This window comes from Paenibacillus sp. PCH8 (assembly GCF_002968835.1).
In the GTDB taxonomy this organism is placed as follows: Bacteria; Bacillota; Bacilli; order Paenibacillales; family Paenibacillaceae; genus Paenibacillus.
Map to the genome: position 1 here is coordinate 932,590 of NZ_PKQK01000001.1, position 13,525 is coordinate 946,114.

Sequence of the window (13,525 nt, forward strand, 5' to 3'; positions counted from 1 at the left end):
AAGAGGCGTTTCCCATGGGGAAGCGCCTTTCTATTATTTCATTTAAGATTCCAGAGCAATTACACGCACCATCGTTATCGATGCACCACAGAGGGCTTTCTCCACAAACCCTAACCGCTTATATAGACGTATCGCCTCATTATCCGGGTCAACACTGAGCGAGACTGCTTCAATCCCTCGCTGTTTGGCTTCATTTAGTGCAGCATGAAACAGTAAGGTACCTATTCCTTTTCCACGTGCATTTTCAGTTACAGCCATCCCCATCTCTGGCGTATCTGCATTGACATAACCGTATCCCGCATTCTGATCCGTATAAAATCGTAATGTTATTGAACCTAATCTCTCTCCATGCTGGTCTATCGCAACATACCCAAAGTCCCCTTCTCTTCCCCAGTCTTCAACATATTTGGATAGCCCTGAAGTATGAATAATCTCGCGTTCAAAAGGTTCATCCCCTTCCCTGGTGTGCAGGGACACATATAACATCTCCCACAGGAAAGGAATATCCTGTTCTTCAATGGGACGCAGATAGTATTTGTTCATTAGGCTTCCTCCTTTAGTTTCTCAAAAAGACGCTCCATCTCGTTCATATTGAGCTCATTGGTAATTTGATAGTCTTGAAGCGAGTCTCGTGTATTGTGCTCGCTATAGATTGAAACGGCATGTTCATTGTAGAACGTTATTCCAAATCCTTCAGAAAATCGACCTTCTTTATTAATCAGAAGTCGCCACTCATAGTAATGCGAATTCCTTTTGGAAGTGTCGATTCCCTGTATTTTTTTAAGTTCAACATCCTTCAACAGTTTCAGCATATCTCTAATCTTTTTGGGGTCTTTAATAGTCACTTCATCATCTTCATTATACGGTTCTGCACTTGAAACTTTCCTAATGGTCAGTCGGTCCAATTGATCCAGCATGCTCATATGATCCGTAACCTCAGCCCGAAACGTTGTGTCTTGGCTGGGGATATACATAGCATATTGACCAGAGGTATACATACGCACTGCAATAGCTACAACAACAATAATCGTGACGATACCCCATAATGATTTTAATTTTTTTAATCATACCGCTCTCCTCCATGCACCACAAAACTTATATAAAATGGTAATTAATGATACTTCCCAGTATATCATCTCAACCTTTCCGTTCCAATGTTATTTCTTATTCCTTAACACCAATTTCGATAACGTTTTTGTCTAAACTATAGTTACTGATAATACATGAACGGCAAAGAAAAAGGGCACATAAGCAACTATAGAAGAAACACAACTCATAATTACGCTTTCAATATTAGAGAATAAAATTTGGTCATATACTCGCTAACTAACTTGTTTGAATATCTAAAATTTGAACTAAAAATGACGATATACTTCATAAGCTTTATTCATTCTTACACATCCATGACACCCCGAGGCTATACGCGGGCAGATTCAACAAGTGTGCATGATAGTATGTTTTTTTAAAGAAGTATAGGCGTGTACTTGTAAAACGCTAGGGGGAATTGGAATGAAACTCAAACCGAAATTAATGATCATGTTTTTGGCCGCTGTCGTAATCACGGCACTTCCACTCGCAACACTTGGTTTATATCAGACCGAAAAGCAGGCCACCCGTAATGTCGATTCCAAACTGAATGGATTAATGTCCTCGGCAGCGAATGAATTGAATGGCTGGATCAGCAGTAACGCCAAAGTCATTGAGACGCTGGGCTTCGTGATTCAGGAGGCTGTTCCTGAAGGAGAACTCACGAAACAATACTTTAACATTATGAATCTGGGCAGTAACAAAGAGAGTCTGTCGGATCTGTATTTTGGGTCAGAGCAAGATGGCACTTTCATGAATGGTACCGACTGGTCTCCCGATGCCAATTATGATCCTAGGGAACGTCCATGGTACCAGCAAGCGAAGCAAGCCAATCAGCTTGTATTCTCAGATCCTTATCTCGATATGACGTCGGACCAATATGCGGTATCGATTGCAATGCCGGTCCAAAATAATGAAGGCACCATGCAAGGGATTGTAGCCGGTGACTTATTGCTCTCCACACTTACCGATACCGTGGGAAAAATAAACCTGGATGGGCTTGGTTATCCCTTTTTAATCGATAAAAACGGGCTGGTTCTGGCTCACCCGGATGATAAACTAGTGAACACTTCAGCCGCTGATAATGAAGAGTTAAACCCACTGTTGGCAGATATGCAGTCAAATCCATCGGGCCAGAAACCCTTCCACTATAATGATGAAGATTATCTGCTATTCTACAATCAGATCCCTAGCACTGGGTGGGTTATAGGCTCGATCATCTCCGAGAAGCTCGCCTACGCGGAGTATTATGAATTACGCAATAACTACATTCTGATCATCGGAGTTACGTTGCTGGTTGTACTGGCAGGTGCCTACTGGATTGCAACACTCTTCATCAAGCCGCTAAGAAGTCTACATGGAACATCACAACAGATGTCGAGCGGTGATTTTACAGGACGGGTGCAGATCAAAGGCAAGGATGAGTTCGCTGAACTTGGTATGGCCTTTAATCAGATGTCAGACCAGCTTAGTACGCTGTTCAGACAAGTTACCATTTCTTCCGAACGGGTACAAAGTATCTCGGGCGAGATGCTGGAACACACAGATAACACCAAGCGGATTGCGGAGCAAATTTCCATTGCAACGGACGAGCTTGCTCAGGGCTCCAGTACACAGGCTGAATCGGTATATGATGGCTCAAGCCGTCTGTCAGAGATGAGCGATAGCGTAGGCGGCATTAATCGCAGTGTAGAGCAGTCGATAACGATGATGCGTGACGCGGGAGAAGCCATGCTGGCTGGACTACAGGCTGTGGATTATCAGGTAGAACTCTCGGATGGCAACCGAAAGTCCATTGATCGTGTAGGCGATTCCATCAACCTGCTGGCAGAAAAGTCCCAGAAGATTGAAGGTATTGTCGGCATGATTCAGGGCATTGCCTCCCAGACCAACCTGCTGGCCCTGAACGCTTCCATTGAAGCAGCCAGAGCAGGTGAACACGGACGCGGATTCGCGGTAGTTGCCGAGGAAGTACGTAAACTGGCTGAACAGTCCGCAGGCTCTGCCCAGGATATCATTGTGTTGCTGAATGAAATCCAGACCGCCAGCCGCCAAAGTGTGAGTGAGGTCGATTCTGCTGAACACGGCATTGACCAGCAGGTTGCTGCTGTACATGAGATGCGCAACTCATTTATGCGAATCAAACAATCCATTGACGGAATCGATAGCCAACTTCAGCAGGTATCATCTGCGACGACTGAACTGGATAACAACTCCGGCAAGATTGCTGAAGTCATATCGAGCGTTGCGGCCATGTCGGAAGAGAGTGCAGCTTCTACGGAAGAGGTTGCTTCGTCCACACAGGAACAATTCAATTACATTACAAGTATCTCCGAGCGCTCCAATGAATTGGCTCAACAAGCGAATACGCTAGCCAAGGAAGTGAAGAAGTTCAAGATTTAAATCAACAAGCCGCGTTCACCCTATGGGAGAACGCGGCTTGTTTGTTACCTAATATAATGCTCCGATACACGAGCCGCCGAGTCTCTGATGACCAGTTCAGGCTTCAGGACAATCTTTTGTGGCTCTTTTTGCTCGTTCTTCAGCTCTTCAATTAACAGATCTACAGCGCGATGTCCCAGATCTTCAATTGGCTGGGCAACGGTTGTAAGCGGTGGGCTGGTTACCGAAGCCAGAATAGTATTGTCGAATCCGATAATGGACACATCCTCTGGCACGCGTAAGCCCAGCTCTTTGGCTGCCTGAAGTGCACCAATAGCCTGGATGTCATTACAGCAGAACAAGCCTGTGGGGCGATCGTTCTCGCCAAGCAGCAGAAGCGCCTCTTTTTTGGCCGAGCCCAGATCGGCAGCTGATTCTCTAATCCGATCCTGTTCCAGTGCGTAGCCAGCCTTATTTAATGTTTCGCGGAATCCGCGCACACGCTCCTGACTGCTGCTTACTTTGGACGGTTCTGACAGTACCGCGACCCGGGTGTGCCCAAGTTCAAGCAAGTGCTCCGCAGCGAGTGTACCACCGAGTATGTCATCAATGGTGACCGTATGCACCGACAGTGAAGGCATATGGCGAGCAATCAGAGCGACAGGTATGGACTGTTGCAAGAGAGGAGACAGAATATCGGCATTGTCGATCCCGGTTCCGATCATCATGCCATCTACCCTTTTTTGCTGAAGCAGATTCAGATAACGCTCTACCCGCTCGTCCTTATTATCTGTACTGCATATCACAACGCTATAGCCCAATTGACGGCTTCGATCCTCCACTGCTCTGGCGAGTTCAGCAAAATACGGATTCGATATGTCCGGTACTAACAGCCCCAGTGTGTACGTCTGTTTGCCAGTAAGTGCAGCCGCTATAGCGCTGGGTTGGTAGTGAAGGCGTTCCATGATCTCCATAATCTCGGTGCGTCGCTTCTCGCTGATCTTCCCTTTGCCGTTAATGACCTGCGAGACGGTGGCTATGGATACACCCGCCTCGCGTGCTATATCGTATATGGTTGCTTTCATTGTTTTTCCCCATTTGTGCTATATATAAATCTCGTTATACATGAATCAATTTCATAATACCTTTAGCTGCTTCAATCAAGGCTAAATATAGATCAAAATGGTTCAATTTGTCTATATTTAGTTACAGAAATCCGTTTTTAGTGAGTTATGAAATTGAATCGCATAGATAATTGTTCTCTTCTATTATGCAGGGGAAGTCTGCATACGCAACTTGAAACCAGGACAATGGGTGGTATGAAGCGATTGCCCCGCTGCACGTACGATCCATTGAAAATTGGATGGTACCTAGCCGGATATAACACTGTTCGTACTATTTTTTATCATTGCTACTTCTTCATCAGCCATTCATGATCCGGGTCATTATGGAACTTCCAGGTCCGTGTTGGCCCAGCCATCACATTCAGATAGTAGACTTCGTACCCTGGAGGAGCACCTACTGGATGATATCCGTCCGGAACAAGCACCACTTCACCGTTCTTCACCGCAAGCGTCTCATCTACAGACTTATCATCGTTGTATATGCGCTGAATAGCAAATCCCTGCTCTGGCTGTACACGGAAATAATACGTTTCCTCCAGCAAAGATTCATCCGGCAGAGCGTCCCGATCATGTTTGTGTGGCGGGTAACTGGACCAATGTCCATCTGGCGTGAACACCTCAACAACGAGCAAACTGTCTGCTTCCTTCTGTTCCGGCAAAATGTTGTGAATCTGACGTTCCAGATTGCCATATCCTCTCGCCTCTACGCCTACATCTTCCGGTGTGATTAGACGAGCCGGATAGGTTCCTCTACCAGGTGCGGCACATATGGCGATTTCCAGTTCGGTACGTGCTGTGATCTTCACCTGATCGGAAGTTGAGACGTAGACCGAATACGGAGGAATCTTCTCGAAAACACTCATTCTTTTCCCGATATTATCCCATGTGTGCTCCTGAGTACTTACATTGGCTAAGCCACTAAGAAGTACTACACAGAGTTCCTGATCACCGCTCTCACGGGTTAGCGTTTCCCCTTCCGCAAGCTTCACTACCTGAAATCCAACATACTTCCACCCGGCCGATTCCGGTGTTACGGTTAACAGCGTACCGTCTCCCTCCGGATCAAACACAGGTTTCACAATACGTTCTGACATCTTGTCATCCACTCCTCTCTGTAATCATCCATAACAATCTGAAGCTATGCAGGCTCAACACTAAATATAAGAAAATGGGACCTGTGTTCCTCAACCTATGGCGTAACCGTTTGTGTTTCCAGTGATGCTCCGGGAACTTCACGCAGCTTAACAGGTCTTCCCTGCTCCATAGACATCTTGGCTGCTAGCGCGATCCGTTCTGCCTGTACTGCATCATGTCCATCTACAATTACAGCTGTATTATTAATAATCGCATCGATAAAGAGGGCCGTTTCCTGCACATACGCTTCATTATAACGTTCCAGGAAAAAGTGTAATGGCTTGTCGCGCATAAGGCCGGTCGCTGTACTGATCTCAGCTGTATTCGGATGATCATTCGCCGCGGTGGCGCTGCCCATGGAGCCGAATACCTCGACACGCTGGTCATACCCGTATACGGCCTGACGGCTGTTATCAATAACACCAATCGCCCCATTGGCAAACGTCATCGTTACAATCGCCGTATCCACATCGCCATGCTCTGCAAAAACAGGATTGATCAGCACGTTTCCCTGTGCATATACTTCCTCTACTTCACTCCCCGACAGGTACCGGGCCATGTCAAAATCGTGAATCATCATGTCCATGAAAATCCCGCCAGACACCCGAATATACTCTGCTGGCGGCGGGCTCGGATCGCGAGAAGTAATTTTGATAATATGCGGATCACCAATCGAACCATCCTGCACATGGGCACGTACCCGTCTGAAGTTGTGATCGAACCGGCGGTTGAATCCAATTTGTAGCTTCACACCAGCTTGCTGTACCGCTGCTACAGCCGCTTGGGTCTGTGCCAGGTTCATACTCACCGGCTTCTCGCAGAAAATGTGTTTACCCGCCTGAGCAGCCTGTTCGATCAACGGTACATGTGTATCTGTTGAAGAACAGATCAATACCGCATCCACATTGGACATGGAGATCAATTCATTGCTGTCTGTCGTTACAACAGGAATGCCGCGACTGGAAGCCCAGGCTTCCAATTCAGGACCCGCGAACAAGTCACTGATTCCCACAATCTCGGCGTGCGGGTTGCGCAGGAGGTTGTCTGCATGAATTTTGCCAATCCGTCCAGCACCAATAATGCCAATTCTCACTTTGTCCTTGCCCATTCCGTTATCCTCCCTATGTGCGTCCATATGAGCTGGGCGTTTCCCTTAGCTCGAATATGACCTGTGTTGTTGTTTGTTACCAACGGGCCGTTACCATCTTCTTGCGCGTGTAGAATTCTACACCATCCGTGCCATTGGCATGCAGATCACCATAGAAGGACTTCTTCCAACCGGAAAACGGGAAGAATGCCATTGGCGCAGGTACGCCCAGGTTAACACCCAACATGCCCGCATCAATCGTTTCACGGAATTGACGCATATTCGCCCCGCTGCGGGTGAACAGACACGCACCATTACCGAAGTCGGAGCGGTTTGCCAGCTCAATTGCTTCCTCTAGCGTAGACACTCTTGCCACCGAAAGTACCGGAGCAAAGATCTCGTCCTTCCAGATTTTCATGTTACTCTGTACTTGGTCGAATACGGTCGGCCCTACAAAGTAACCCGGTTGGCCAGTCGCCTGATCCTTACGTCCATCCCGAATCAAAGCTGCGCCTTCCTGCTCCCCGGCTTCAATGTAACTGAGCGTGCGCTCTTTATGCGGGCCACGAATCACCGGACCAAGGAACACGCCTTCATCCATGCCATTCCCAATCGTGATGCGATCTGCCGCTTCCACCAGCTTTTGTACCAGTGTGTCCGCTACATCCCCTACAGCGACCACAACGGAGCATGCCATGCAACGTTCCCCTGCTGAGCCAAAGGCTGCGCTAGTGATCTCTTTCACCGTCAGGTCGAGATCGGCATCTGGCATAACGATGGAGTGATTTTTGGCACCAGCGAGTGCCTGTACCCGTTTGCCATGGGCAGACGCAGTTGTGTAGATATATTCAGCGACAGGCTGTGAGCCTACAAAAGAGATCGCTGCAACATCCTTGTGTTCCAGCAGTCCATTCACGACGTCATGCGCACCGTGAACAATGTTCAGCACACCATCCGGAAGCCCTGCTTCCTTGAACAGCTCTGCCAGGCGGCCTGCCAGCAGCGGTGTACGCTCGGACGGCTTCAGGACAAAGGTGTTACCGCATGCTATAGCCAACGGGAACATCCAGCACGGTACCATCATCGGGAAGTTGAACGGGGTAATTCCCCCAATAACACCGATCGGGTATCGATACATGCCGGACTCCAGCCCTGTGGCAATGTCGGGCAACTGTTTGCCCATCATCAGGTTCGGAGCGCCTGCCGCGAACTCAACACATTCAATACCGCGCAATACCTCGCCATAGGCTTCAGCATAGCTTTTGCCGTTCTCTAGCGTTACCAGGCGAGCCAGCTCCTCCCAGTGTTCCACCAGCAATTGCTGGTAGCGGAACAGAATACGCGCACGACGGGGAACCGGTGTGCCGCTCCAGGACTTGAATGCCTCACGTGCCGTCTGTACGGCCAGATCCACGTCCGCTTGTTCAGACAGTGGCACATGTGCAATAACCTCTTCTGTAGCCGGATTCACGACCGGCTCGGTACGGGTTGCCACCGGGGTTACCCAGACACCCCCGATCCAGTTTTGTACCATTGTCGCTGTTGTAGATGTTTCAGAAATCCCTTTTCCCATAGCCCTATCTCCCCTTCGCTTATGTGTAATCCCAAGGTTCAACTTGGTTCCTTGCTGTTGTTGAGCTGTATGAGTGTGGTTCTATTCAATTTATTGTATCGTTCCTCAAGACGCGGTAATCTCGCCCCGATTGCAACGTTCGATGTAGTCATTCACCTGTTCCACCGTTGGCATCGCATCCGAACAGCTGTGGCTAGAAATGACGATACTTGCTGCACCGCTACCATAGGCCATGCTGCGTTCAATCGTCCAGCCTTGCATCAAGCCGTACAGGAACCCCGCTGCGTAGGAGTCGCCGGCACCAAACGTTTTGACGACACGCGCAGGATAGCTATCAGCACAATGGGAGAGTCCTTCACGTGTGTAGGCAATGGAGCCTTCTTTCCCGTGTTTGATCACAACGATATTGGCTGAGAAATCGAACCATTTCTGTGCAGTCACCTGATCGCTGTGATCCGGATTGTGTTCGAACGTCTCCATCATGTCGAACTCTTCACGCGTACCCAGGATGATATCGCATTTCTCGGCTGCGAGGTTATAGTAGACCGCTGTTTCTTCGTCTGATATCCATGTGTATGGGCGGTAGTCCAGATCGAAAACAATGACGGTACCATGCTTCTTCGCATACGTTAGTGCCTGGAGTACGGCTTCTCGGGACGGGCTCTGTGCAAGCGCCGTACCGGAGATCAGCAGCACCTTGGAGTCAGCAATCAGCTGCTCCTGTACCTCTTGCGCCTGCAATAACAGATCAGCCACGTTGTCCCGGTACATCAGGATACTGCAATCCGTCGGACTCTTAATCTCGGTAAAAGCAAGCCCCGTCACCGCTCCTGTATCATCTGTTACCACGTTCGATGTGTCGATGCCGTTCTTCTCCAGATAGCTCTGAATGAACCTGCCCATCTGGTCACCCGCGATTTTGCCGATAAACGCCGTCTCCATACCCAGTCTGGACATACCAATCGTAATATTGGCCGGAGAGCCGCCCACATACTTCGTGAATGTCATGGTCTCTTCCATCGGGCGATTAATCTCGTTGGCGTTTAAGTCGATACATAAGCGGCCAATTGCGGTGAAATCCTTCTTCCTGGATTCCGGAAAGGATACGTAAGTCATTGCATGTGAGCCCCTTTCTGTGATGGGATTTTACATGTTACATGTTATAAATGGATAACCTTTAATTCATATATGAATAAGAGACAGATTATTTACGTCTCAGGTGTTGTGACATAATTTCAACTGATGGGTGATGTAGCCCAGAGCATAGCAGCGTTTATACCGAACCGATGCTTCATTCACTGACGTGCTGAAAGCCGGATGGCTCATGTGCTCGTTCCATTGTGACGGATAGTGAACGGTTCACTTCATAGGAATGTCCTTCTCCGGCCACTATCCTTGTATCAGCTCAGCTGTGTTGGTATAAGGACTCCATATAGTTCAAAGACCGCTTAGCATACTCGTACGGATTATGGACGGCAGGATCCTGCTCTCCTTCAAGCATCGCCCAGCCATCATATCCACGGGTGATTAGTTCCTGCAGAATGGGTTCAAAATCAATGCATCCATCTCCTGGTACCGTGAACACTCCTCTACGAATACAGCCGACAAAATCAGACTGCTCCGCGCGTGCTTCATCCAACACATGTGGTCGAATATCTTTCAGATGGATATATGCGATCCGGTCATAATGTTTGCGTAACAGCTCAAGTGGATTGGCTCCACCATAGTAGGCATGGCCTGTATCATAGAGCAGATAGACGAGAGAAGGGTCCGTTAACTCCATCAAACGGTCTATCTCATCCGGCTGCTCTACCACTGTACCCCCATGGTGATGGTACGTAAGCTTCAGTCCGTGTTCACGGGCAATGGCTCCTGCTTCATTAAGCCCTTCAGCGAGGATGTTCCATTGGGACTCACTGAGCCTGAGCACTTCTTTTTCATGCGGTGTTCGCCTTGGATCAAAATGAAGCGAACCGCCTACTTCCGCTGTACTAATCACCTTACTACCCATCGACTGTAGAAACTCCGCATGTCTGCGGTAGTTGTCCAGCTCGGACTGCCGATACGCTGGATCGGAGAACAGCACTGATTTCCACTGGGAGACCAGTTGGATGTTCCTCTGTCCCAGTTCCTCTCGCAAAATAGCGAGATCGGTTGGATATTTACGTCCCATCTCCGTACCTGTCAGCCCAAGACGCTGAATGTCATCCAGAATCTGCGCACATGTTGTCGCATCACCATGCTCCTTCACATCTTCGCCGACCCAATTGATCGGGTGAATCCCAAGCTGAAATGGCAGCTTGCTCATTGCTCCACGTCTCCTTTGTCCTTCAGCATTGTGCCTTACTCGAAACGGTCTCTTCTTTGTCCTGATATACAGTTACACGAATTTGGCTTTGGCACGATTCTCTTGCATCGTCTTATGAGCATGGACTACCTTTTCTTCTGCGGACACTTCAGGCACACCCACGTTCCACCATGATTCATATCCACCTGCGTTAGTTCCAGGCACGACCGGAATCTCAATCAAGGTGCTCACCGTTTCATTCTTGGCATCTCGAAGTGCCTGCTCCAGCTGTTCTGCCGTCTCCGCTCTATATGCTTTGACTCCCATGCTTCGGGCGTGAGCTGCAAAATCTATTGGCATGTAATCCCCGGTCAATCGGCCACTTTCTGCTTCCCGATAACGAAACTCATTGCCGAACCCGTCACTTCCGTGTTCACGCTGCAAATTATGAATGCATTGGAATCCATTATTGTTGAATAATAAAACGGTCATCTTCTTCTGTTCCTGCAAGCTGGTTACCAGCTCGGAATGAAGCATCAGGTAACTGCCGTCACCTACCATGGCGTACACTTCACGATCCGGTTCGGCCAGTGCTGCTCCAAATGCACCACTTACCTCATATCCCATACAGGAGAACCCATACTCCATGTGGTACGTCTTCGGCTCGGCTGCACGCCACAAACGATGCAGATCGCCTGGCAGACTGCCTGCCGCACACACGATGACCGAGGATGGATCAATTGTCCGGTTAACGATGCCAACTGCGGTAGTCTGTGCCAGCCCTGATTCATGTTGTGCTGCATACAACCGATCCACTTCTGCATTCCACTCATCGCGGAGATCAGCAACTTCAGATGCACCATATGCACTTTGATATTGCAGTTGTTGTAATTCCTTTTGCAGAGCCTGCAACCCTTCGCGCGCATCTGCCAGAATCGCTTCCCCACCTAATTTGGCTGCGTCCATACTATTCAGGTTGATGTTGATGAATGACACTTCCGGATGTTGAAAAGCAGAGCGGGACGCTGTCGTGAAATCTGAGAACCGGGTGCCGACGCCGATGATCACATCAGCTTCTCTCGCCAGCCTGTTGGCTGCCAACGAGCCGGTAACACCGATGGCTCCCACATTCAGTGGGTGGTCCCAGGATACTGCACTCTTGCCAGCCTGCGTCTCGGCGATCGGAATGCCAAATGCCTCGGCGAACTCCACTAGCTGGGCAGATGCCTCAGAGTACAACACGCCGCCGCCTGCAACGAGCAACGGCTTACTTCCACGGGCAATCTGCTGCGTTGCCCGGTCAATGGCCGCCTGTACAGGGGGACGGCGATCCAGGTAATGCACTTTGCGAGCGAAGAACGATTCCGGATAGTCGTATGCCTCTGCCTGCACATCCTGCGGTAATGCAAGTGTTACCGCTCCCGTCTCTGCCGGGTCTGTTAGTACACGCATTGCCTGTGTAACGGCAATCATCAGTTGTTCGGGACGAACGATGCGATCCCAATATTTACTGACCGCTTTGAATGGATCAGTAGCTGAGATGGTATAGTCACTGCTCACTTCCAACTGCTGTAACACCGGATCTGGTTCCCGTGTAGCAAAGTTATCTCCAGGGAGCAATAAAACCGGAATTCGGTTCACCGTTGCGGTAGCTGCCGCTGTAATCATATTCAAAGCACCAGGTCCAATGGATGTTGTACAGGCATAGATCTGTCTGCGGTTCTTCTGCTTGGCATAGGCTGCTGCCGTATGCACCATACCTTGTTCGTTTTTCCCTTGCATATACGTCAGGCTTCCCGGACTACGTTCCAACGCTTCTCCAATACCAGTTACGTTGCCATGTCCAAAAATACCGATGATTCCCTTCACGAACTTGGTCTCCACCCCGTCTACCGAAATATATTGCTGATCCAGATATCGAAGTAGTGCCTGAGCCATCGTCAGTCGAATTGTTTTCATGAGTTTACCGCCTTCCTTTCCTATACGGGTTAAGCGCTTAATCTATGTTAAGTTTAAGCGCCTTACCCCTAAAGGTTAAGCGCTTAATTCATATGATATTACAGGCCGAAGACTAACGCAAGCATTTTTGTAAGCGTTTTTATAAAATGTGATTAATAAGTGCAAATCCACGTGTTGTAACATATGTTAGCTCTGCCCCCTTTGAGCAGCTTTCTTACAACAATTATGGACAGGTAAGATGGGAAATTACTGCAAGTGTAGGATACGTACCGGTGGGTTATTAATTCGTGATCTATATGTGCTCTGGTAGCTAATGCATCAATAAATGCAAAAAAAGAAAGAGACGGTGAGAACCATCTCTTTCTTCTTCAATATATAAAGCGGGTGATGGGAATCGAACCCACGCTATTAGCTTGGAAGGCTAAAGTTCTACCATTGAACTACACCCGCAAAAACAAAAAAATCGGGATGACACGATTCGAACATGCGACCCCCTGGACCCAAACCAGGTGCTCTACCAAGCTGAGCTACATCCCGTTATCTATACCGGCGAGAGGACTCGAACCTCCACGGTTTCCCACTCGATTTTGAGTCGAGCGCGTCTGCCATTCCGCCACGCCGGCATAGTATGAAGTTATAATGGCGCGCCCTGAGAGATTCGAACTCCCGGCCTTTTGATTCGTAGTCAAACGCTCTATCCAGCTGAGCTAAGGGCGCAAAATATTGGAGCGGACGACGGGAATCGAACCCGCGACCCTCGCCTTGGCAAGGCGATGCTCTACCGCTGAGCCACGTCCGCTTATAAAGGATGCGCGTGGAGGGACTTGAACCCCCACGTCAAAGACGCTAGATCCTAAGTCTAGTGCGTCTGCCAATTCCGCCACACGCGCATA

Annotated in this window: 10 protein-coding genes and 6 tRNA genes; 1 reads left to right on the forward strand and 15 read right to left on the reverse strand. The window is 48.9% G+C overall.

The features are described from left to right. Positions 1 to 42: 42 nt before the first annotated feature. Both C0Q44_RS04135 and C0Q44_RS04140 read right to left on the reverse strand, forming a co-directional pair. Positions 43 to 543, reverse strand: a complete 501-nt coding sequence (locus C0Q44_RS04135) for a GNAT family N-acetyltransferase (RefSeq protein ID WP_105406173.1) — start codon at positions 541 to 543, stop codon at positions 43 to 45. Beyond that, on the reverse strand, positions 543 to 917 hold the full coding sequence (locus C0Q44_RS04140) for a hypothetical protein (protein WP_181150849.1): 375 nt from the start codon (positions 915 to 917) through the stop codon (positions 543 to 545). The genes C0Q44_RS04135 and C0Q44_RS04140 overlap by 1 nt, the downstream gene beginning before the upstream one ends. A 592-nt stretch (positions 918 to 1,509) precedes the next feature. On the opposite strand from C0Q44_RS04140, the gene C0Q44_RS04145 reads away from it, so the two are divergent. Further along, entirely contained in the window at positions 1,510 to 3,489 is a 1,980-nt protein-coding gene (locus C0Q44_RS04145) for a methyl-accepting chemotaxis protein (protein ID WP_105406175.1), read from the forward strand. A 44-nt stretch (positions 3,490 to 3,533) separates the two neighbouring features. On the opposite strand, the gene C0Q44_RS04150 is transcribed toward C0Q44_RS04145, so the two are convergent. From C0Q44_RS04150 to C0Q44_RS04210, 13 genes are all read right to left on the reverse strand, one after another. Beyond that, positions 3,534 to 4,553, reverse strand: a complete 1,020-nt coding sequence (locus C0Q44_RS04150; RefSeq protein WP_105406176.1) for a LacI family DNA-binding transcriptional regulator — start codon at positions 4,551 to 4,553, stop codon at positions 3,534 to 3,536. 326 nt (positions 4,554 to 4,879) lie between these two features. Then, positions 4,880 to 5,686 carry a 5-deoxy-glucuronate isomerase gene (iolB, locus tag C0Q44_RS04155; protein ID WP_105406177.1) on the reverse strand — a complete coding sequence of 269 codons (807 nt, stop codon included), beginning with the start codon at positions 5,684 to 5,686 and terminating at the stop codon, positions 4,880 to 4,882. A gap of 95 nt (positions 5,687 to 5,781) precedes the next feature. Beyond that, on the reverse strand, positions 5,782 to 6,834 hold the full coding sequence (gene iolG, locus C0Q44_RS04160; RefSeq protein WP_105406178.1) for an inositol 2-dehydrogenase: 1,053 nt from the start codon (positions 6,832 to 6,834) through the stop codon (positions 5,782 to 5,784). A gap of 76 nt (positions 6,835 to 6,910) precedes the next feature. After that, a complete protein-coding gene (locus C0Q44_RS04165; RefSeq protein ID WP_308737389.1) occupies positions 6,911 to 8,386 on the reverse strand; it encodes a CoA-acylating methylmalonate-semialdehyde dehydrogenase in 1,476 nt (491 codons plus the stop codon). Between the two features lie 105 nt (positions 8,387 to 8,491). Then, entirely contained in the window at positions 8,492 to 9,502 is a 1,011-nt protein-coding gene (gene iolC, locus C0Q44_RS04170; RefSeq protein WP_105406179.1) for a 5-dehydro-2-deoxygluconokinase, read from the reverse strand. A gap of 289 nt (positions 9,503 to 9,791) precedes the next feature. Continuing rightward, positions 9,792 to 10,694 carry a myo-inosose-2 dehydratase gene (gene iolE, locus C0Q44_RS04175; RefSeq protein WP_105406180.1) on the reverse strand — a complete coding sequence of 301 codons (903 nt, stop codon included), beginning with the start codon at positions 10,692 to 10,694 and terminating at the stop codon, positions 9,792 to 9,794. 72 nt (positions 10,695 to 10,766) lie between these two features. After that, positions 10,767 to 12,632 carry a 3D-(3,5/4)-trihydroxycyclohexane-1,2-dione acylhydrolase (decyclizing) gene (gene iolD / locus C0Q44_RS04180; RefSeq protein ID WP_105406181.1) on the reverse strand — a complete coding sequence of 622 codons (1,866 nt, stop codon included), beginning with the start codon at positions 12,630 to 12,632 and terminating at the stop codon, positions 10,767 to 10,769. Between the two features lie 379 nt (positions 12,633 to 13,011). Then, positions 13,012 to 13,082, reverse strand: a tRNA-Gly gene (locus C0Q44_RS04185). Between the two features lie 13 nt (positions 13,083 to 13,095). Then, a tRNA-Pro gene (locus tag C0Q44_RS04190) sits at positions 13,096 to 13,169 on the reverse strand. Positions 13,170 to 13,176: 7 nt separating this feature from the next. Next, positions 13,177 to 13,255: transfer RNA gene (locus C0Q44_RS04195), tRNA-Leu, on the reverse strand. Positions 13,256 to 13,272: 17 nt separating this feature from the next. Then, positions 13,273 to 13,349: transfer RNA gene (locus C0Q44_RS04200), tRNA-Arg, on the reverse strand. Positions 13,350 to 13,356: 7 nt separating this feature from the next. Further along, a tRNA-Gly gene (locus C0Q44_RS04205) sits at positions 13,357 to 13,431 on the reverse strand. Between the two features lie 10 nt (positions 13,432 to 13,441). Further along, positions 13,442 to 13,522, reverse strand: a tRNA-Leu gene (locus tag C0Q44_RS04210). Positions 13,523 to 13,525: the final 3 nt, after the last annotated feature.

Coding starts and splice junctions, on each gene's coding strand:
- iolC (WP_105406179.1), bottom strand. CDS start 9,502: ATGACTTACGTATCCTTTCCGGAATCCAGGAAGAAGGATTTCACCGCA.
- C0Q44_RS04150 (WP_105406176.1), bottom strand. CDS start 4,553: ATGAAAGCAACCATATACGATATAGCACGCGAGGCGGGTGTATCCATA.
- iolB (WP_105406177.1), bottom strand. CDS start 5,686: ATGTCAGAACGTATTGTGAAACCTGTGTTTGATCCGGAGGGAGACGGT.
- iolG (WP_105406178.1), bottom strand. CDS start 6,834: ATGGGCAAGGACAAAGTGAGAATTGGCATTATTGGTGCTGGACGGATT.
- C0Q44_RS04165 (WP_308737389.1), bottom strand. CDS start 8,386: ATGGGAAAAGGGATTTCTGAAACATCTACAACAGCGACAATGGTACAA.
- iolE (WP_105406180.1), bottom strand. CDS start 10,694: ATGAGCAAGCTGCCATTTCAGCTTGGGATTCACCCGATCAATTGGGTC.
- C0Q44_RS04145 (WP_105406175.1), top strand. CDS start 1,510: ATGAAACTCAAACCGAAATTAATGATCATGTTTTTGGCCGCTGTCGTA.
- iolD (WP_105406181.1), bottom strand. CDS start 12,632: ATGAAAACAATTCGACTGACGATGGCTCAGGCACTACTTCGATATCTG.
- C0Q44_RS04140 (WP_181150849.1), bottom strand. CDS start 917: ATGCTGGATCAATTGGACCGACTGACCATTAGGAAAGTTTCAAGTGCA.
- C0Q44_RS04135 (WP_105406173.1), bottom strand. CDS start 543: ATGAACAAATACTATCTGCGTCCCATTGAAGAACAGGATATTCCTTTC.